The organism is Actinomadura madurae, assembly GCF_047130825.1.
GTDB lineage: Bacteria > Actinomycetota > Actinomycetes > Streptosporangiales > Streptosporangiaceae > Spirillospora > Spirillospora madurae.
Genome location: NZ_CP083237.1, coordinates 6351057 through 6369814 on the forward strand (window position 1 = coordinate 6351057; position 18758 = coordinate 6369814).

Annotated in this window: 17 protein-coding genes; 10 read left to right on the forward strand and 7 right to left on the reverse strand. The window is 69.7% G+C overall.

Annotation, left to right across the window (positions count from 1 at the left end; genetic code table 11):
* The first annotated feature begins 17 nt into the window (after positions 1-17).
* From K8Z49_RS28965 to eis, 6 genes are all read left to right on the forward strand, one after another.
* Complete coding sequence (locus K8Z49_RS28965; protein ID WP_412515722.1) at positions 18-422, forward strand: hypothetical protein; 405 nt, start codon at positions 18-20, stop codon at positions 420-422.
* A gap of 227 nt (positions 423-649) precedes the next feature.
* Entirely contained in the window at positions 650-1258 is a 609-nt protein-coding gene (locus K8Z49_RS28970; protein ID WP_412515723.1) for a TetR/AcrR family transcriptional regulator, read from the forward strand.
* A gap of 182 nt (positions 1259-1440) precedes the next feature.
* Entirely contained in the window at positions 1441-2592 is a 1152-nt protein-coding gene (locus K8Z49_RS28975; protein WP_024934782.1) for a thiolase C-terminal domain-containing protein, read from the forward strand.
* Positions 2585-2983 (forward strand): Zn-ribbon domain-containing OB-fold protein, encoded by a 399-nt coding sequence (locus K8Z49_RS28980; RefSeq protein WP_412515724.1) that lies wholly within the window; start codon positions 2585-2587, stop codon positions 2981-2983. The genes K8Z49_RS28975 and K8Z49_RS28980 overlap by 8 nt, the downstream gene beginning before the upstream one ends.
* Complete coding sequence (locus tag K8Z49_RS28985) at positions 2980-3909, forward strand: SDR family NAD(P)-dependent oxidoreductase (protein WP_412515725.1); 930 nt, start codon at positions 2980-2982, stop codon at positions 3907-3909. The genes K8Z49_RS28980 and K8Z49_RS28985 overlap by 4 nt, the downstream gene beginning before the upstream one ends.
* The gene (gene eis / locus K8Z49_RS28990; protein WP_412515726.1) at positions 3902-5083 is read left to right on the forward strand and encodes an enhanced intracellular survival protein Eis; all 1182 of its coding nucleotides are present in this window, start codon (positions 3902-3904) and stop codon (positions 5081-5083) included. Before K8Z49_RS28985 ends, eis begins: the two co-directional genes overlap by 8 nt.
* A 20-nt stretch (positions 5084-5103) precedes the next feature.
* Here the strand turns inward: eis and K8Z49_RS28995 are convergent, their stop codons facing one another.
* Positions 5104-5688, reverse strand: coding sequence for a TetR/AcrR family transcriptional regulator (locus tag K8Z49_RS28995; RefSeq protein WP_111832843.1), 585 nt, complete (start codon positions 5686-5688; stop codon positions 5104-5106).
* Between the two features lie 58 nt (positions 5689-5746).
* Between K8Z49_RS28995 and K8Z49_RS29000 the strand changes: the two genes are divergently transcribed.
* Positions 5747-7267, forward strand: coding sequence for an AMP-binding protein (locus tag K8Z49_RS29000; protein WP_412515727.1), 1521 nt, complete (start codon positions 5747-5749; stop codon positions 7265-7267).
* A 136-nt stretch (positions 7268-7403) separates the two neighbouring features.
* Here K8Z49_RS29000 and K8Z49_RS29005 read toward each other — a convergent pair whose 3' ends face one another.
* Entirely contained in the window at positions 7404-7658 is a 255-nt protein-coding gene (locus K8Z49_RS29005) for a DUF397 domain-containing protein (protein WP_021591812.1), read from the reverse strand.
* An 857-nt stretch (positions 7659-8515) separates the two neighbouring features.
* Between K8Z49_RS29005 and K8Z49_RS29010 the strand changes: the two genes are divergently transcribed.
* Positions 8516-9148 carry a hypothetical protein gene (locus K8Z49_RS29010; protein WP_021591813.1) on the forward strand — a complete coding sequence of 211 codons (633 nt, stop codon included), beginning with the start codon at positions 8516-8518 and terminating at the stop codon, positions 9146-9148.
* 7 nt (positions 9149-9155) lie between these two features.
* On the opposite strand, the gene K8Z49_RS29015 is transcribed toward K8Z49_RS29010, so the two are convergent.
* Positions 9156-9719 (reverse strand): RNA polymerase sigma factor, encoded by a 564-nt coding sequence (locus K8Z49_RS29015; RefSeq protein ID WP_021591814.1) that lies wholly within the window; start codon positions 9717-9719, stop codon positions 9156-9158.
* Positions 9720-10527: 808 nt separating this feature from the next.
* On the opposite strand from K8Z49_RS29015, the gene K8Z49_RS29020 reads away from it, so the two are divergent.
* Positions 10528-11394: a helix-turn-helix domain-containing protein gene (locus K8Z49_RS29020; RefSeq protein WP_412515729.1), complete on the forward strand. Its 867-nt coding sequence runs from the start codon at positions 10528-10530 to the stop codon at positions 11392-11394.
* Positions 11395-11495: 101 nt separating this feature from the next.
* On the forward strand, positions 11496-11711 hold the full coding sequence (locus tag K8Z49_RS29025; protein WP_075022869.1) for a DUF397 domain-containing protein: 216 nt from the start codon (positions 11496-11498) through the stop codon (positions 11709-11711).
* Positions 11712-11770: 59 nt separating this feature from the next.
* Here K8Z49_RS29025 and K8Z49_RS29030 read toward each other — a convergent pair whose 3' ends face one another.
* The 4 genes from K8Z49_RS29030 to K8Z49_RS29045 all read right to left on the reverse strand — a co-directional run bounded on the left by K8Z49_RS29030 (position 11771) and on the right by K8Z49_RS29045 (position 18740).
* Positions 11771-12196: a hypothetical protein gene (locus K8Z49_RS29030; protein ID WP_412515730.1), complete on the reverse strand. Its 426-nt coding sequence runs from the start codon at positions 12194-12196 to the stop codon at positions 11771-11773.
* A gap of 152 nt (positions 12197-12348) precedes the next feature.
* A complete protein-coding gene (locus tag K8Z49_RS29035; RefSeq protein WP_412515731.1) occupies positions 12349-13359 on the reverse strand; it encodes a cyclase family protein in 1011 nt (336 codons plus the stop codon).
* 75 nt (positions 13360-13434) lie between these two features.
* The gene (locus K8Z49_RS29040; RefSeq protein WP_075022872.1) at positions 13435-14805 is read right to left on the reverse strand and encodes an MFS transporter; all 1371 of its coding nucleotides are present in this window, start codon (positions 14803-14805) and stop codon (positions 13435-13437) included.
* Between the two features lie 341 nt (positions 14806-15146).
* Positions 15147-18740, reverse strand: a complete 3594-nt coding sequence (locus K8Z49_RS29045; RefSeq protein WP_412515732.1) for a helix-turn-helix domain-containing protein — start codon at positions 18738-18740, stop codon at positions 15147-15149.
* Between the last annotated feature and the right edge of the window lie 18 nt (positions 18741-18758).

Here is an 18758-nt window from a genome sequence, read left to right on the forward strand (position 1 = left end):
ACCGCGAAAGAGGAGTAATGGTCATCTTGAGTCGCGTCCGCACCATCCTCACCGCCACCGCTGCCGCCGCCGTCGTCATGTCGTCGTTCTTCCCGGGTGTGGCTCAGGCGGGGCAGAACGCCGGCGCTTGCACCAGGGCGTCCGGCTCGCACGCCAAGTGCGCCGGGAGCGCGAAATTCCAGGCCAAGGGTGAGCACTTCTTCCTGACCGACAACGCGGCCGATGGCGCCGGGGTATTTCTGCAGATCACAGTCGATGGCGTGGTCCTCACCCCCAACAAGAAGAACACGAAGGGCGCGGGTACCACGATCGACTTCAACTCCGGGTGGCCGGAAGGCCTCAAGGTCGAATTCGTCGTGTGCCTCACCGACGATGGCGTCGTCCTCTCGAAGACCTGCAACGGCGGCACCGGGGTGTCGTGACCGCCAGATGGCCATGTCGTCCCTCGGGTGCTTCATCGACGGCGACGTCCGGTCCAGTTCCGGCGACGACCGTGCTGGCCGTCGTTGAGCGGTGGATCGGGGCACGCCTGCACGTCTGATCCGTGCGAGGCAGGGGCTCGCTAGCACCGGCGGGTAGCGTTTGAGCAGCTGAGATGCGGGGGATGCCCGGATACCACCGAATTCGTCCGTAGCGGGGGATGGTTGACGTGGGCGAGCAATCGCCGGAGGAAGCCGGTGGCCGAATTCCCCGGCATGTGCTGCTCACGGCCGCGCGGCTTTTCTCTGAAGTGGGATATGACGAGACCACGACGCAGCTCATCGCCGATGCGTGCGGCATCGACGCCTCCGTGGTCCGCGACGCCTACGGGGGCAAGCGCGGCGCGTACCTGGCCGTCATGGAGCAGTTGACCCAGGAGCGGATGGAACACCTGGCCCCCGTCCGCGCCGCTTTCACCCCTGATGCTGAGGGGCTGATCCGGCTGATCGACCGGAACCTGGACTACGCCCTGGAACATGAGGAGCTTCCGTCGATATGGGTGCACCGGTGGATGGCCGACGCCACAGACTTCCCCGATCTGGAGGAGCGGTATGGCCTGCCTCCATTCCGGATGATCAACGACATGGTGGCCCAGGCCGTCGACGGTGACGTGGATCCGGAATTGTTCACATGGCATGTGGCCTGGCTCATCAGTGGATTCGTCAGGGGCGGCTTCGTCGGCGCGGACGGCGTCCGCAAGCACGCCGACGACCCGGACGCCCTGCGTCGCTTCAAACTCTTCATGCACCAGATGGCCCGGCGAGCGGCAGCCCGCTGACGGGCGTAGCGCTCGGCGTAGCGGCTCTATGACACGTCCGACCTGGGCGTCTTGAGGCCAGGGGTGCCGTTGACAGGCGTCGCGGTGTCGTGGCATTTTACAAAGCGAGCGTTCACTTTGCTACCGAGGCGCGGCGGGTCATGGGACGCCCCGACGACGGTCCTGCCGTAGAGAGGAAGCAGATGCCGGAGTTCTACATCACGGGTGTCGCCGAGAGTCCGCTCGGGCACGTCATCGACCAGTCCGAGTCGTCGATGGCCGCGCTGGCGGCGATGGAGGCGCTCGACGAGGCGGGGCTGACGCGCGCCGACGTCGATGGGCTGTTCGTCAACTACATGGGCGAGGAGGGCTCGGTCCAGGTCGGCGAGTACCTGGGCATCGAGCCCAGCCATGCGGATTCCTCGGACCTGGGCGGCGGCTCGTGGGTCGGCTTCATCGGGCATGCCATGGCGGCGATCGCGGCCGGTCAGTGCGAGGTCGCCCTGCTCGTGTACGCGTCCCGGCAGCGGGCCCTGCGGAAGCGGTCCCGGGAGTACCCCGTGGCGCCGCCGGCGCCGGAGTCGATCGCCGCGCAGTTCGACCTGCCGACCGGAATCCCGACGCCCATCGGCCATTTCGCCCTCATCACGGCGCGCCACATGCACGAGTACGGGACGACCGAGGAGCAGCTCGCCTCGGTCGCGGTCACCGGACGGGAATGGGCGCGCCTGAACCCCAAGGCATGGCGGCGGGGCCCGCTCACGATCGAGGACGTCCTCGCCTCGGACCGGATCTGCGGTCCGCTCAAGAAGCTGGACTGCTGCCCGATCACCGACGGCGGCGGCGCCGTCGTGGTGACGACGGCCGACCGGGCCCGGGCCGCGAAACGCCCGCCGGTCGCGATCCGCGGGTGGGGGGAAAGCCACACCCACTGGCATCCTCACCAGCGCCGCGACATCACGACGACCGCCGCGGCCGGCTCGGGCCGCCGTGCCTACGACATGGCCGGCATCGGCCCGGAGGACGTCGACATCTTCCAGCCCTACGACGCCTTCACCATCACCCCGATCCTGCAGCTCGAAGACCTGGGTTTCTGTGAGAAGGGGGCGGGCGGCGAGATGTTCGCGCAAGGCCATTTCAGACCCGGCGGGAAACTGCCGGCCATGACGTCGGGGGGCGGCCTGTCCTACACGCACCCCGGCGCTTTCGGCATTTTCCTCGTCATCGAGGCCGTCCGGCAGCTGCGCGGCGAGGCCGGCGACCGCCAGGTGGATCCGGGGCCCAGATGTGCGCTGGTCAACGCGATCGGCGGCCTGTGCTCCTACAGCTCGACGGTGGTGCTCACCAATGACTGATAGCGCGGAAATCCTCGATCCGCCCACGACGACGTTCTGGTCCGCGGCGGCCGAGGGGAGGCTGCTGGTGCAGCGGTGCACGGTGTGCGGGCACCACCAGCTGTATCCAAGGCCCTTCTGCATGGCCTGCGACTTGACCGACCTGACGTGGATCGAGGCATCCGGCCTCGGCACGGTGTACTCGTGCGTGACGGTCCACCTTCCGGTGCGGGACGACATCCCGCCGCCGTACACGGTCGGGCTGGTGGAGATCGATGAAGGCCCGCGGCTGCTCGCGCGGATGCCGGACACCGCCGCCATCGGGGACCGCGTCGCCGCCCGCTGGAGTCAACCTGACGCCGGAATACGTCCGGTCCTGTTCTTCGACGAGGTCGGGGAGGTGGCGCTGTGAGCCCGCTCGCCGGGATGGCCGCGATCGTGACGGGCGCGGGCGGCGGCCTGGGCCGAAGCCACGCCCTGCATCTGGCGAGCCTCGGCGCGGCCGTGCTGGTCAACGACGTCGCCCGAGGCCCCGGGTCACGCCGGCCGGCCGACGGCGTCGCCGAGGAGATCACCGCGAACGGCTCCCGCGCGGTGAGCGACCACGGCGATGTCTCGGACTGGACGGACGCCCGCGAGATGATCGACGCCTGCGTCGAAGCGTTCGGGCGGTTCGACATCCTGGTGAACAACGCCGGGATCCTGCGGGACCGGACGCTGGCGCGCATGACCGAGGCCGAGTGGGACGACGTCGTCCGTGTCGACCTGAAGGGCCATGCGGCCCCGTCCATCCACGCCATGGCTCACTGGAGGAAGCTGGCGAAGGCGCACGGATCCCCCATTCAGGGCGCGATCGTGCATACCAGTTCCATCGCCGGCCTCATGCCCAACTTCGGGCAAGGCAACTACGCCTCCGCCAAGCTGGGCATCGTCGCACTCTCCTCGGTGCTGGCTCTGGAGGGCGAGACGGTAGGCGTCCGGTCGAACGTGGTCGTTCCCTCGGCGCGCACACAGACGGTCCTGGACAGCATGGCGTCGGCCGGGGAGCTCATCGAACCGGCGGACGAAACCGGCTTCGACTACTGGGACCCGGGGAACGTCTCCCCCGTGGTGGGCTGGCTGGCGTCCCCGACCTGCCGGGCCACCGGCCAGGTCCTGCACGCCGTCGGCAACGAGGTGCGGCTCTTCGCGCCGCCCCCCATCGTCGACCGGTTCACCACGAGCGGGCGCTGGACCCTGGAAGAGCTGGAACGGCAGGTCGGTCCGGAACTCAGCACGTGGCCGGACGTGACGGAATTCCTGGCCGCGCTCGGCGAGAAGGAGCCCGCCGATGGATGACCCGACAACACCGATATGCCGGCCCTTCGACGCCGGCGACGAGCGGTTCGTGGCGCGACTGCGGAACCAGTGCTTCTCCGCGCCGCTGGACGTGGATACGTGGCTGGAGAACGGCCACGTCCTCGAACGCGACGGGGCACCTGTGGCCGCCCTCCTGGCCCGGCGTTGCGGGCAGTGGTTCGGCGGCAGGCCCGTTCCGTGCGTGACGGTCTCGTCGGTCATGGTCGACCTCACCCGCCGCGGGGGCGGGGTCATGGCGGACCTGCTCGGCCCCGTCCTCGATCGGTACGCCGAGGCGGGGGCGGCCATCGCCACCCTCACCCCGTCCAGCGTGGCGCCCTACCGCCGGGCCGGGTTCGAGATCGCCGGGTTCCGGTACCGGCATCACGTGTCGCCGCAGGCTCTGCGGCGCGGCCAGGAGAAGGACGGCGTCCGCTGGTTCGAGGCGGCCGACGCCGACCGGCTCGCCGAGGTGTACGACACGGTCGCCCGGCGCGGCAACGGGCCGATCGACCGCGACCGGAGCTGGTGGCACGGTCACATCCTGCCGCGGGTCCGGTCAGGCGAGACGTTCGCCGTCGTCGCCGAACGCGACGGCACCGCGACCGGGTACGCGCTGTGGGACCAGGTCCCCGCGCCGCGCGGCGAGTTCGCGTTCTGGCACCGCGTCCGAGCCCGCGAGATCGTGTGGACGAGCGCCCCGGCGGCCCGCGCGCTGCTGCACGCCTTGGCGCAGGCCGGCTCGCCCGGGGAGGAGATCTCGTGGTTCGGCGGCCCGTCCGACGGGCTGGCCGGCTTCTTCGACGCCCCCGTTCTCATGGACTGGGTCCACCCCTGGATGACCAAGATCCTGGACTATCCGGCCGCGCTCACCTCGCGGGGCTACAACGCCGGCCTGGACCTGACGCTGGTGCTGGGGATCCAGAGCGCACCGGACACCGAGGCGAGCACGCTGAGGCTCGCGGTGCGGGACGGCCGCTGCCAGGTCGAGGAAACCGACGCGGAGCCGGACGTGACAGTGGAGGCGACGGCATTCGCGTCCCTCTTCACCGGACGGTCGAGCGCCCGAGAGGCGCTGGCACTGGGGCATCTCAAGGCACATATCAGCGCGGCGGTCGACCGGATGGACGCCATGTTCGCCGCCACCAGCCCATGGTTCTTCGAGCACTTCTGAAAACGCCGGGTCAATGAAGTTCAGCGCGCGAGGAATCCCCGCAGCATCTCGTCGGCCGCCCTTCCGAAGACCTCATCGACCGTCTGCTCACCCTTGGGGTTGAACCACATGCCAGCCCAGTTTCCGACCGACAGAGTGATGAGGCGCACCATGTGCGGGTCCACGTCCTTGCGGAAGACGCCGGCCTCGATCGCCTCCACGATGATGTCGTCCCAGAGCTGCTCGTACGCCCGGCGCTGGCCGAGCACCTCGTCGAACTCCCGGCCGGTGAGGTGCCGCCACTCGGTCAGCAGAATGCGCGACATCGCCGCCGCGTCGACCTCGATGTTCGCCCTCACGTGCGCGAGCAGCGCGGCACGGAACTTCGCCTCCGGATCGAGTGAACCGTCGCGGATCGCTTCCACGGCGACCTGGGTGTGCCGGTTCGCCTCGCTGACGATGTGGTGCAGCAGAGCCTCTTTGGAGGGGAAATGCGAGTAGAGGCCCCCCGAGTGCATTCCGGCGCCTTCGGCGATCGCGCGCACCGACGTCCCCTGGAATCCCCGCTCGTTGAAGAGCTTCGTGGCCGCGGCGACTATCTCCTGGACGCGGGTGGGACGGGGCACGTGGCAATCGTATCAGCGAGTTCAGCAAGCGTTCGCTAACTTACGAGGAGGAAAGGCGTTGCCCCAGCAGCGACTCGCGTTCGACCACTACGTCGGGTACGGCGAACGCATCCGCCATCTTGGCGCGACACGTCCCGACGAAGTGGCCCTGACCTTCGTCACCCACCCGGACGCCACCACGACCCGTCTCACATGGTCGGAGCTGGACGCGCGCAGCGACACCTTCGCCTCCGGGCTCGCCGCGCGCGGCGTCGGCCCCGACAGCGTCGTCGTGGTGAAGCTGCGCAACTCGGTCGAGCACCTGCTGTCCACCCTGGCCGTATGGAAGCTCGGAGCATGCGTGGTGCCGCTCAGGTCGGACATGCCGGCCCGGGAACGCGACCCGATCCTCGCCCTTGCCCGTCCTGCCCTGGTCATCTCGCTCGATCCTGTGCCCGGCCACCAGTGCGTCACCCCCGCGCAGATCGAGACGATGCAGGACCCAGGCTGGCGCCTCGCCGACGCACAGCCGGGCAAAGCCGTGTGCTCCGGAGGCTCGACCGGGGTGCCCAAGCTCATCGTCGACCCGTTGCCCTGGGGAAACCCTGGAGCCGTGGTCGGAACCGCCGAGGGCCACGCGCTGGAGCCGCTCGCGCAGGCCCTCGGGTTCAGGCACGACCAGACCCAGCTGGTCTCCGGCCCGCTCTACCACAACGCGCCGTTCGGCTGGGGGTACTGGGGCTTGTTCTTCGGCCATCACCTCGTGGTCCTGGAAAGGTTCACGGCAGAAGTGGCGGTCGACTGCGTCGAACGGTACGGCGTGAACTTCATGTTCGCCGTCCCGACGATGATGATGCGGATGATGCGGTTGGACGGTGTCACCGATCGTGACTGGTCCAGCGTCGAGTCACTCTTCCACGGCGCCGCGTCCTGCCCCCGGTGGCTGAAGAAGCAGTGGATCGACCTGCTCGGACCGACCCGGGTCAACGAGCTGTACGGCGCCACCGAGGCCATCGGAGCCAGCGCGATCAGGGGCGACGAATGGCTCCGGCGGGAGGGCAGCGTAGGCAGACCTCTCGGGTGTGACCTGCGCATCCTCGACGACGACCAGCGCGAGGTGCCGACCGGAGAGGTGGGCATGATCTACATGCGTCCCCGCCACCGGGGCCCGACCTACGAGTACCGCGGCAGCGAACCGGCTCCCTCCACCCCCGACGGCTTCATCACCGTGGGCGACTTCGGTTACGTCGACGACGACGGCTACCTCTACATCGCCGACCGGCGGGTCGACCTCATCATCTCCGGCGGCGCGAACATCTTCCCCGCCGAGGTGGAAGGGGCGGTGCTGGAGCACCCCGAGGTCTCGGACGCCGCCGTCATCGGCCTGCCGCACCCCGAATGGGGCCAGACCGTCCACGCTGTGGTGCAGCTCGTCGACGGCTCGTCCCTCACCGTCGAGGCACTGAGCGACTTCATGCGAGGCCAGCTGGCGGCGTACAAGCTCCCGAAGACCTACGAGCTGGTCGCCCGCATCCCACGCGACGAAGCCGGCAAACTACGCCGATCCTCCCTCGTAGCAGAACGCACCCCCTCCCCCTGACCCTCCCACCGACGCCCCGGGCAGGTAGGAAGTCACCTACCAGGTCGGTCGTGCACCGCCCGAGGACGAACGACCTCCTGCCCCTCGCCAAGAGGACGACGAGGGGCAGGAGGTCTCTATGAGCGCGCAGGCGTGCTCACCTCACGTCGTAGCGGTTCTCCTTCACCCGAGCGAGAAACTCGCCCCACGCGATCGAGCCGAACGTGAGGAACGGCGCCTCTGCCGGGTTCTTGGCGTCACGCACACCGGCCCGCCCCGGCGAGAGCCGGGCCACCTCGACGCAGTACGAGTCGGAGGCGCAGTAACTGCTCTTGCCCCACCGCGGGGCCGGACGCCGGGTCGCATGCGCACGACCCTCCCGGCCTCCGTCCGCCTTCTCGATCCCGCTCATCTGCTCGAAGTCCCTTCTTCCGGCGTGCCGCCGTTTGATGGAGTAAGGATGATGTTCACCGGCCGACCGACGAACCGGCGCCTGGAGCCGTCCCGCTTCCGGCCGCCCCTGGGCCTCAGTTCCCGTGACAGGCTCTGGAGGGCCTTGTCCTGGTTGCCGAGGCGAGCGTCGCGCCGCCGGCGTTCCTTCTTGGACCGTGTCTTCCTTCCCAACGCATCGGGCTCCTTTGATCGATGCCGTCTATGGACGGAGGGCCGCGCTCCGGCCTGGTGGCTCGGTTGCACGTATGCCTTCTAATGACGGGCGCGGCCCGAGATCCCTATGGAGGTGGCTGTGTCCTGTGTCACACCCGGGGTGGCGGTGAGCGCCTGGGCCGGGCATCGGTCTGGCCGGATGAGGCCGCGCGACGACCTGCGAGGCCGACGGTTCACATGCCCTGATCGGTGAAGGATGCGCTTTCCGGGTTCACCTGGATGTACTACGATCCGTGGCACTTCGACAGGCGTCCGCACGCCGCCGAACCCGCGACAGGGCGCCCGCCGGCATGTCGACCGATGCGGAGCCGCCGAGATGACGCTTCTGTGACGACAAATGAGGCGCTACTCGACAGGGTCTCCATAGAACTGTGACCGGCGGCACAGCTGCCGCCTCTGGTCCGCTGTCTAATGCGAAGGCGGGAGGAGAGCCTCCCGCACGTCGACCGGTGGATATTCATCCATTTGCGCTGATTTCGTCAGATGCTTTCATGTTTCGCCGAGGGCCGAACGCATATGAAGACTCGTCAAGGGATGGCCGTGAGTTACTCATTTGTCGTACCATCCCTACCGACCGGTCAGTTTGAGAGGGTGGGGTCTTCGATGCCGGAGCGGGGCAGGGAATCCCGGGAGCCGGAAGAGGTCACCGGGGCGGACGCCTTGGACGAGGCGGACGCCACCCGCGATCTCCTGGCTTCGGCCGTACTCCGCCGACGCCACCGCGACGAACTCGAACGCCTCATGGGAACGCCGGAGTTCAGGACGAGATTCGCCTCTTCCCGAACTCTGACCCAGGCTGCCGCGGGCCCGGCGGGTACGGTGACGTTCTTCCGGGAGACCGGCGAGTTGGTGGAGTTCCTCGACTGGTCGGTGCGTCCGCGACTGGAAGAGTTCGCCTGCGCCCAGGGGGTCGCGGACGTGCGGGCGGCGGAGATCGCCCAGGCGGCCCTCGCCTGGATCGTCCGGGAGCACCCGGACCCGGCCGATCCCGCCGCCATCGAGGGCGACCTCGATCTGGCCCATGACCTGATCGGAGCCCTGGCCGGCCAGGGCGCGAAGTCCCGCTCCGCTCCGGGCGGTCAGCCACCGGGACGGTTCCGCCGCCGCGAAGAGTCCGCGCCGGGCTTCGTCTCCGGAGCCTCCCACCTGCCGAGCGGGTGGGCGGTCCACGGCAGCCGACCGGAGAACCCGCGCGGCGACATCCAGGATGGCCGGCGGGCCGGCGGCCTGCCCTGACGGGAGATCACTGGTCCTTTCCCGGCCAGTCACCCAGATCGCGGTAGTGCTTAAGGGCGTCGAGCAGCTTCTTCTTCGCCCGCGCGAAGAGGTTGTCGACCGTCTTCGGAGAGATGCCCATCTTCTTGGCGACCGCCGTCCGGTCGAGACCGTCCAGTTGCCGAAGGCAGAAAGCCTCGTATTGCCGTTGGCCTCGCCCGTTTCTCGAGACCAGTATCTCCTCAAGTACCTGGCGTACTTCCTCATCGGACATCTCGCATTGGGCGTCCATACTCTCCCTGACTTCCAGTCTCGCTTGCAGCCTCCGTTGCCTTTCGTGCTGCCGGAATGCCTCTCGCACCACGTTCTTAAGCGTCCCGGACGCCCATTGAGGAAACACCGTCGTGCAGTCGAAGGGGCGAGTGCAGCGTGGCTCATGGTCGCAGCCGGTCAACTCCCCCACCTCTTTGAGTCCACGGTAGAACGTCTCTTGGACGGCGTCCTCCGCCTCCTGTGAGCCGAGCCGGCGCATCATCGCCCGCGCGTGGCGGAAGAGGTCCCTGCGGAGCTTGTCGTGGTCCGAAGGTTCCATTCGAGTTTCCTCCTCGCACCACCTGCGGCGGCTCCATGTGCCCTCGAGAGGGGACGGGCTGGTCACATGGCTCGGGGTGTCGAGTGTCGGGATCGAGGTCGGGGATGGGCCTGATGGTGCTACGAACTCGTGCCCTCCATGCCCGCCCGACGATCGGCGAGCCGGAGGGGGTCAGCGGTGTCCCGCAGGCAATGGGCGACCCGCGTTGTGACGCTTGGCATCGGTGTCTTCCTTCCACGGGGCGGGTGCGCCGCGAGTGCTGCCGGGATCCTGGTCTGCTGCCACCTCGCCCGGTCAGTGACCGGATATGCGGGATCTGCGTGAAGGCCCGTTGGTACCGGGCGGTTCACCTCGTGAGTCGAACGTTCCCGAGCGGCCTCACGCCGGTCCGGCGTGGCGGGCCCATGCCCGGCCCGCGCGCCCGGAAGGTGGTCCAGCCGCCCTGCGTGAGTCCCCAGCGCCGGCGAAGCCGCGCAAGCGCGCGTCGCAGGAGTGGACTCTGGACAGCAGGACTGAAGTCAGTCATGTGTTTCGCTCGCTCAATCGTTGGTGCGGCCATGGATGCCCGGGGGTCCGGTGAAACCCCACCCCCGGTCCCGCAGGCTCCGCGTCGGATGTCAGTATGCCATGTGACACCATGTCGGGTAACACCAAGCCGTATACCATAGATCACACTAAGTAGGAGTTTCCGCACACTGTGCAGGCACGCGTGAGCGGTACGAGTCGACCGCCCGGCGCCGACGCACGCCGCACACGTGACCGCCGCCGAAACCGCCGCTCCGAGCTACCGATAACACGAGGTCTCACCATGAACAACGAAGTAAGTCCCGTCGTCCAGAGCCTTCTTCTCCGTAACGCACTCGTGCGCCACCGCAAGAAAAGGGGACTCACCCAGGAGCAGGTCGCCCACGAACTCGAATGGTCGTCGGCGAAGCTCATAAGAATTGAGGGAGGGCGGAGTCCACTGAGCAAGACGGATTTGCAGGTTTTGCTCGCACAGTATGGCGTGGTGGAGGCCTCGGAGGTGGAGCGGCTGCAGAATCTCGCCCGGGATGCGCGGCGGTCCGCCTGGTGGCAGGCGTATCGGCATGAGATATCCGACAACTACCTCGCATATATCGGCTACGAGGCCGGGGCCTCATTCATTCGACAGGTCCAGGACTCTGCGGTACCAGGACTGCTGCAAACCGAAGATTATGCGCGAATGTATTCCAGCGAGGTCTTCGAGAGCGTTGATTCAGAACTGGTGGTCAAATTCCGGCTGCGGCGCCAGGATGAGCTCAACCACCGCACCCGGCCGCCGCGGCAGTCGTTCCTTCTCGACGAGGCCGTCATCCGGCGCCATGTCGGGATCAAGGTCGACCGGGAGATCATGCCGACGCAGTTGCGAAAACTGGTGGAGGAGGGGCGTGACGGGCATGTCGAGATCGCGGTGATCCCCTTCGGGGCAGGGGCGCACCCCGGCATGAAGGGGCCTTTCACACTCCTGGAGTTCGATGGAGACCTCGGAGACATCCTCTACCTGGAAGGCTCCGGAACGAGCGAGACGATCACCGGTGAGGACCCGCGCATAGCCGCCTATCGGGCCGCCTTCGAGCAACTGCGGGCCGAGGCCCTTCCTTCGGAGGAGTCACTCACGCTCATCGAGCAGATCGCGGACGAGATGTCAGGTTGAGCGCGGAGGGGAGATACTGCGTCATGCGGCATAGGCTCAGGACGGCAGATCAGCCTACACTCTGACTGAGGAAGTCATCCCAAGGAATTGAGGGCTGTCGGATGGTCGCGCTACCGAAACCGTCCTCCACGCTCGTATGGATTAAGAGCAGCGCCAGCAGACAGGAAGAGTGTGTCGAGGTTGCTTTTTCTGGCCGGTCTGTTCTGATCCGTGACTCCCGCCACCCCTCAGGGGGTGCCGTGGTACTCGAAGTTGGGCAATGGGTGGCGATGCTCGAGTCCGCGAGAACCGGCGGCCTCGATATGTCCGGCTACTAACGCCTCGTACTTGCGAAACACTCGCGGAGGCCATGCACCCGATCAGACCGTGTTGCGGATCACTGAGCGTCGATGTGCGGAGGGAGTCCATGGCTCGTGATTGGATGAGCGTGGAGCACGCAGCACGAGCCGTGCGATCCGGGGTCGTCCGGGGTCTCCGTCGGTTCGTAGACGTCTACGTCGACGACGTCGACCAGCCTGCGCAAGGAGGCGGCGGCGACCTGCGCCTGGCGTTCTGTGGCTACGAATGTCGCGGCGAACGTGCGGCGGTCTGACGTCGGCCGGGTCAGTGCTGCTTCGGTCACGGGGACGCCTCGGCGGTGCAGGGTTGCGACGACCCTCAGGAAGGCGGAGGTGTCGTCACCGGCCAGCGCGACCGCCACCGAGTACGGACGCACGGCACTCAACTCAGGCTCCCTCGCTCGCATCGGATCGTCATGTTGGTGGAAGCCGCTTTGGGGGCGGCCGGGTGCATCGATCGTCATGGAGACACCTCTAGGTCGCCACCATCGGCTCCGCCCCGTGGCGCACCCGGCGGCGGCTGCCGGCGGGTGCCGTTCCACGGAGGCGGGCGGATGGATGATTCCTTGTCACAGGACGCCTCGGCCCTGATGGGGCTCGCCGTGAGCCCCCGTGCTCATCGGATCGCGACGGCGTTCGCGGGAGAGCCCGACCCTCCGGTCAGGTTGAGCGGGCTGGACACGACCAGGCAGTCCCACTTCCCGTCACGGGCGCAACGCTCCGCGAGACCGTCCAGGTCCCAGAGCTCGCCGAGCACGAATCCCAGCAGGCCGATGAGGACGCCGTGCATGACGCCCGAGTACACGGTGCGCGGCACGTCGCCGCGGCGTTCGGCCTCCGTGAGGAACGGGGAGTCCGCCGGTGCGGGGAACTCCTCCACCCCGAAGTTGTCGGCAGCGAGCAACGAGAACCGGTGGTCCCAGAGCCAGGCGACGGTGTCGTGGCTCGCGAGCAGGCCCGACGCCCGCAGCGGGTTCTTGGCTTCGTGGCGCTGCTCGGGGGTCAGCTCGTAAAGGTGGTGGTGCACCCAGCCCGTCCGGACGAGAAGCAGGTCGCCGGGACGGAACTCGACGCCCTGCTCCGCCGCCGCGTCCGCGACATCGGTGATCGGGATCGCCTCGGCCGCGGCGTGGTCGATTGGTCGGCCCTGCGCCCGGCGGAAGCGGTCCACGTCGACCAGTACCCCGCGACCGACGATGCCGTGCTCGACGAAGCGGTTGATCCCGAGGAAAGGGTCGCGCGGCTGGAAGCGGTCGGGATCGGCCCCGTTGTAGAAGCCGAACTCGGGGTGGCCGATATGGCGGAACCCGTCCAGCTGGGTGCTCGCCTGCGGATAGAAGCTGTCGAGGTACTCGTCCCGGTGGGACGGGTTGTTCGCATAGATGTTGTGCTGAAGGCTCTTGCGGAAGGGGCTCACCGGCGGGTCGAACGTCTCCAAAGCCAGGTTCAGGTTGACGACCTCGCCGGTGCGGACGACGCCGACCGCCTCGCGCACCCGCTCGGGGGTGAGGTGGTTCAGGGTGCCGAGCTCGTCGTCGGGGCCGAAGAGACCCCAGGCCGATCCTGCCGGGGCGTCAGTGCGAGCGAGCAGCTCTGCGTAGGTCGGAAAGTGCTTCTCGGCGGACATATCGCCTCCAAAGTGCCGGCCGGGTCGTGGCCGTCGATCGCGAAGGGAGTGGTGCGGGCGCGAGCCCGGCGGGTCCTAGCGCAGGCGGTGCGCGGGCAGGGCGTTCTCGTCCTTGACGAGCCGGCGGTGACGTCGGTGGCTCCGGTGGCCGTATCCGTCGCCTGACCCCATCTCCGCGTCCTTCGTTTCGCCCAGCGCGACGGTGCAGCCCAGGCCGATCAGGCAGAGCACCGCCAGGAACGCTCCAAAGGCGAGGGAGCCGTAGGTGTCGATCGTCGCGGCCGCCACGACCCCGGGGACCGCCCCGCCGAGCACGCCGGCGATGTTGTAGGAGAATCCGGTCGCGCTGTAGCGGTAGCGGGTGTGGAACAGCTCGGGCATGAAGGCGCCCACCGGCCCGTACGTGACACCGGCGATGATCATCGTGACGCACGCTCCGACGGCGAAGGTCGCGGCGGACGCCGAGCCGAGGACGGGGAACAGCGCCAGCGCCCAGAAGACCGCGACGGCGTTCCCGCCGATGATCACGGTCCGCCGTCCGATGCGGTCGGACAGGGCGCCGCCGAGCACGATGGCCGGCGCGATGACGACGCTGGCGAGGATGGTGATCGCGAGGACGGTGGTCTCGCTGAGCCCGAGCTCCGCCGTCCCGTAGCTGATCATGTAGCCGAGCACCATGTAGATGAAGGCGAACACCGTCAGGAGGACGCCGGAGCCGAACAGGACCTCGCGCGGCTGGTGCTTGATGGCCTCCAGGAGCGGTGCCGACGCGGCGCCGCGGCGCGCGATCTCTTCTTTGAACACCGGCGTCTCCTCGATCGAGCCCCGGATATAGAGGCCCACCAGGAGCAGGAGGACGCTGGCGAGGAACGGGATCCGCCAGCCGTAGGACAGGAACGCGGCGTCGCTCATGGTCATGCGCGTGACCAGGAGGGTCGCGAGGGCGAGAGCCGACCCGATGGCGCCGCCCAGTGAGGCGAACATCGACCAGAATCCGCGCCGCGGCTTCGGCGCGTATTCCGCCGCCATCAGCGTCGCCCCCGTCCACTCGCCGCCGACCGCGATGCCCTGCAGGATCCGCATGGCGACGACGAGGAGCGGCGCGGCCACGCCGATCTGGTCCGCTGTCGGCATCGCGCCGACGAGGACGGTCGCGATGCCCATGAGCAGCAACGTGGACACGAGCGTCCGCTTGCGTCCGAGCCGGTCGCCGAAGTGCCCGAAGAGGATGGAGCCGACAGGGCGGGCCACGAAGGCCACGCCGAGCGTCGCGAACGAGGCGACCGTGCCGGCGGCCGATCCCAGCGCGGGGAAGAAGATCTTCGGGAAGACGAGCGCCGCGACGGACGCGAAGATCACGAAGTCGTACAACTCGATCACGGTGCCGATGCTGCTCGCACTCGCGATCAGCCGCATCTTTCTGGGGCCGGTCTCGGACGCCGCCATGGAGCCGATCCTCTCTCTCGAGTCAGGAAAAGTGATCGCTCGCTTTGTTTCACCGATTGTGCTCTGTGACGTGGGTCATGTCAACACTCAGGTACCTCGGCGACCTGGACTTTGCCCTCGTCCCGGCGCCGGCGCCGGTCGGGTGGAGGGCCTTCGGGCACCTTGACTTTTCGCGCCGGCCGCGGCGCGACCCGCGGGGGCCGGCGGCCTCCGCCCCCGCCGCATGCGGGCCGGCCGAAGCCCGCGCGGCACACCGCCATACCCGGCCGAGGTCGCCGGAAAACCGGCGGCCGGCCCGTGGCACGACCTGCTCCGACAGCCCGTCGCTGAATGGGGCTTGGCTAGCAGGGCGGCTGGTACCGCGCGCCCGGGATGTACAGCCGCCATTCCGTCTCGCTGATGTCCCGGCCCACCATCGCGCACACTCGTGCGGCGACGCGTGCGAGGTCGATGTCCCAGAGCCGGACCGTTCGGTCGAGACCGCCGGCGGCCACCCCGGTGCCGTCCGGCGCGAACACCGCCGGGAGGATCGCGTCGTCCGGACCGGTGAGGGTCGCGAGCGGGCGTGGGTTCCGCCGGTCGGCGACGTCCCACAGCCGGACGGTCCGGTCCGTCCCGGCGGCGAGGAGCCGGCGGCCGGAGCGGTCGAAGGCGACGGAGTAGACGTACCCGTTCGGCCCCGTGAACGCGGGCCCGTACGGGACGGCGCGTCCCGGCCGGGACGCGTCCCACAGCCGCACGGTCTTCCCCGTGCTGCCGACGGCGAGCGTGCGCGAATCCGGGCTGAACGCCACCGAGTAGACCGACCCCTCTGGAACGGGCAAGGTCTGTAGCAGGCGGGGCCGGTCGCCCGTGCTCCACAGGTGCACGGCACGGTCGGTGCTCGCCCCGGCGAGCAGTTTGCCGTCGGGGCTGTAGGCCAGCATGAACAGCCCGCCGGTCGCGTCCGTGAGGCGGCCGGTCTGGCGCGGATGACGCCGGTCGGTGACATCCCAGAGCCGGACGATCCGGTCGTCTCCGGCCGCGGCGAGCGTCCGGCCGTCCGGGCTGAACAGCACGGACTCGATCCAATCAGCGGCGCCGGTCAGCGGGCGGCCGAGCCGGACCGGCCGCGCCGGGTCGGCCAGGTCCCAGAGCCAGACGGAGCGGTCCCCGCCGCCCGCCGCGAGCGTCCGCCCGTCCGGAGCGAACGCCACCGAGATCACGAAGGCGGCGGACGAGACGACCGGCTCGGTGAGCGGCGTGCGCGTCACCGGGTCCCACAGCCGGATCCGGCCGTCCTCTCCGCCGCCGGCGAGGACGCGGCCGTCGGGCCGGTACGCCAGCGAGTAGACGTGCCCTTCCGGCTGGCGGAGGACCGGGCCCGGCAGCCGCCACAGCCGGGCGGCCCCGTCGGTGGACGCCGACGCGAGCGTCCCGTCGGCGCGGAAGGCCACCGACGTCACCGGCTCCGGATGGGGGAGCACCGCGGTGATCCGCCGCGTCGCCGTGTCCCACACCCGGACCTTGTCGTCGGCGCAGGCCACGGCGAGCGTGCGCCCGTCCGGGCCGAACGCGGTCCCGTACACGTAGCTGGTCGGGCCGGTGAGCGGTCCGCCGAGCGCCTTCGGGCGTCCGGGGTCGCGCAGGTCCCACAGCCGGACGGCCCGGTCGCGGCCTCCGACGGCCAGCGTCCGCCCGTCGCCGTCGAAGGACAGCGTGGTGATGTCGCTTTCCGCGCCTTCCAGCAGAGGTCCCGGCCGGCCGGCGGCGTCCCACAGCCGGACGGCCTTGCCTGCGCCGCCCGCGGCGAGGGTCCGCCCGTCCGGGCTGAACGCCACCGCCTGGGCGGCGCCGCGTAAGCCCGGGTAGCGCCGCGGCTCTCCCGGTCGGCGCAGATCCCACACCCAGACGTCCCGCTTGGAGCTGGCGGCGGCGAGCCGGTGCCCGTCCGGGCTGAAGGCGACCGCGTGCATGCCGTCGACCGGCCCGCGCAACGGCGGCAGTGACCGCGGGTTCGCCGGGTCTCCGGTGTCCCACAGCGCCACGGACGGCCCGGCCCCGCCCGCCGCGAGCAGGCGCCCGTCCGGGCTGAAGGCCACCGACGAAAGGCTCAGCTCGGTGGAGGTGAGCGTCGCCGCGGGCGCTCCGCGTTCGACGGGCGCCTTCGTCGCGGACGCGGTGTCCCACAGCCTGACCCGCTGGTCGGCGCCGATCCCGGCGAGGGTGCGCCCGTCAGGGCTGAAGGCCACCGCGTGCAGCTCCCGCGTTCCGCTGTCGAGCCGCGTCGCGAGAGGCGATGCGGAGGTGTTGAGCAGCGCGCTGCGCGCCTCCGCCGTCGGCGCCAGCCGGAACGCGGCCAGCGCCAGCTGCGCGGCCAGCGCCGTGTCGGCGCCGCGCAGCCGGTCGGCCTGGCCCGCGGCGAGCCGGGACAGCGCCAGCGCCCGCGCCCCCTCGGCGGCGTTGCGCTGCTGGAACGCGTAGAGGGTCAGCGCCGCCGCCAGTACCGTCAGCGCGACCAGCGCGGTGATGACCTGGTAGAGCCGGCGGATCCTGCGCCGGTTCCAGCGCAGGCTCGCGGCCACGTAGTCCCGGACGACCGGCGCCCGGTTCGCCCGTTCCCGCGCGGCCGCCAGCCTGGCCCCGTGCAGCAGCGCCGCCGGCGCGCGTCCCTGCCGGTCCCAGAGCTCGGCGGCCTGGGACAGCTCCTGCTCGAACATGAGCCCGGCGCGGTCGGCGTCGATCCAGCCGCGCAGCCTCGGCCACGCGCGCGGGAGCGCCTCGTGGCTGATCTGGACGGTGTCCATCTGGGCGGTGATCAGCCGTTCCCGGATGAACCGCTGGAGCAGTTCCCCGACGTCGCCGAACTCCTCGTAGAGTTCCGCGGCCACCCGCCGCCGGGACGTCTCGGTGCCCTCGCTCAGGTGGACCATGCTGAGGAAAAGCCGCCGGGTCATCTCCCGGCCCGTTTCGTCCAGGCTGAGGTACACCTCCTCGGCCGTCGCCGCCACGGAACCGTGGACGCCGCCGCTCTCCCGGTAGTCCCGCAGCGTCAGCCGCCGCCGCCCGCCCCTCTCCCACATGGCCGCCAGCGTGTGCGACAGCAGCGGCAGGTCCCCCTCGCCGAGGTCGCGCAGCAGCAGGTCGACGAGCCCGTCGTCGACCTCCAGCCCGGCCTTGGCCGCCGGCCCGAGGACCGCCTCGCGGATCTCCTCCGCGAGCATCGGCCGCAGGATCACCTGCTGCCCGCGCAGCGCGTCGGCGAGCCGGGGGTCGGCGAGCGCCGCGGCGTAGAAGTCGGCGCGCAGGCCCAGCACCGCGACGCCGCCCGCCGCGCACAGCTCGTCCACGACGCGTCCGCCCTCGCCGAGCGCGAACACCTCCTCGAACTGGTCGACGACCAGGACCCGCCCGTCCCCCGGCGCCGGCTCGCCCGGGGTGCACACCTTCGCCGGCGTCCCCCGCGCTTCCAGCGCCGGGACCAGTCCGGCCCGCAGCAGCGAGGACTTCCCGGATCCGGACGCTCCGACGAGCGGGAGCATCCCGCCGCCCTCCTCGGCCAGCTTCAGGACCGCGTTCAGCAGCTCGGCCGTCGCCCCGTCCCGGCCGAAATACCATTCCGCGTCCTCGACCTGGAACGCCTCCAGTCCGCGGTAGGGCACCGGGCCCCCGGCGGGCGCCCGCCCAGGTGCGTGCCGCACGCGGACCAGCGCACGCCGCCACCCCTCGACGTCGGCCGCGCCGATCCCGCAACACCGCAGGACGCTCTCCAGCAGCTCGGGCCTGCCCACCGGCGGTAAGTGCCGGCCGCTGAAGTACCCGCCGAGCGTGCTGTGCGGAATGCCCGTCCGGTGCGCCAAGTCCCGGACGGTGAGCCCCGCGAGTTCGCGCGCCCGCGTCAGCTCGGCAGAGAACTCCGCACGGCTCGTGATCTTATCCGGCGAGATATTCGACATCGGCCCCCCTTTTCCATC

Bases quoted from the DNA above. Each gene is read 5' to 3' on its own strand.
- K8Z49_RS28965 (WP_412515722.1), top strand. From the start codon at position 18: ATGGTCATCTTGAGTCGCGTCCGCACCATCCTCACCGCCACCGCTGCC.
- K8Z49_RS28975 (WP_024934782.1), top strand. From the start codon at position 1,441: ATGCCGGAGTTCTACATCACGGGTGTCGCCGAGAGTCCGCTCGGGCAC.
- K8Z49_RS28980 (WP_412515724.1), top strand. From the start codon at position 2,585: ATGACTGATAGCGCGGAAATCCTCGATCCGCCCACGACGACGTTCTGG.
- eis (WP_412515726.1), top strand. From the start codon at position 3,902: ATGGATGACCCGACAACACCGATATGCCGGCCCTTCGACGCCGGCGAC.
- K8Z49_RS29005 (WP_021591812.1), bottom strand. From the start codon at position 7,658: ATGAGCGGGATCGAGAAGGCGGACGGAGGCCGGGAGGGTCGTGCGCAT.
- K8Z49_RS29010 (WP_021591813.1), top strand. From the start codon at position 8,516: ATGCCGGAGCGGGGCAGGGAATCCCGGGAGCCGGAAGAGGTCACCGGG.
- K8Z49_RS29015 (WP_021591814.1), bottom strand. From the start codon at position 9,719: ATGGAACCTTCGGACCACGACAAGCTCCGCAGGGACCTCTTCCGCCAC.
- K8Z49_RS29020 (WP_412515729.1), top strand. From the start codon at position 10,528: ATGAACAACGAAGTAAGTCCCGTCGTCCAGAGCCTTCTTCTCCGTAAC.
- K8Z49_RS29025 (WP_075022869.1), top strand. From the start codon at position 11,496: ATGGTCGCGCTACCGAAACCGTCCTCCACGCTCGTATGGATTAAGAGC.
- K8Z49_RS29030 (WP_412515730.1), bottom strand. From the start codon at position 12,196: ATGACGATCGATGCACCCGGCCGCCCCCAAAGCGGCTTCCACCAACAT.
- K8Z49_RS29035 (WP_412515731.1), bottom strand. From the start codon at position 13,359: ATGTCCGCCGAGAAGCACTTTCCGACCTACGCAGAGCTGCTCGCTCGC.
- K8Z49_RS29040 (WP_075022872.1), bottom strand. From the start codon at position 14,805: ATGGCGGCGTCCGAGACCGGCCCCAGAAAGATGCGGCTGATCGCGAGT.
- K8Z49_RS29045 (WP_412515732.1), bottom strand. From the start codon at position 18,740: ATGTCGAATATCTCGCCGGATAAGATCACGAGCCGTGCGGAGTTCTCT.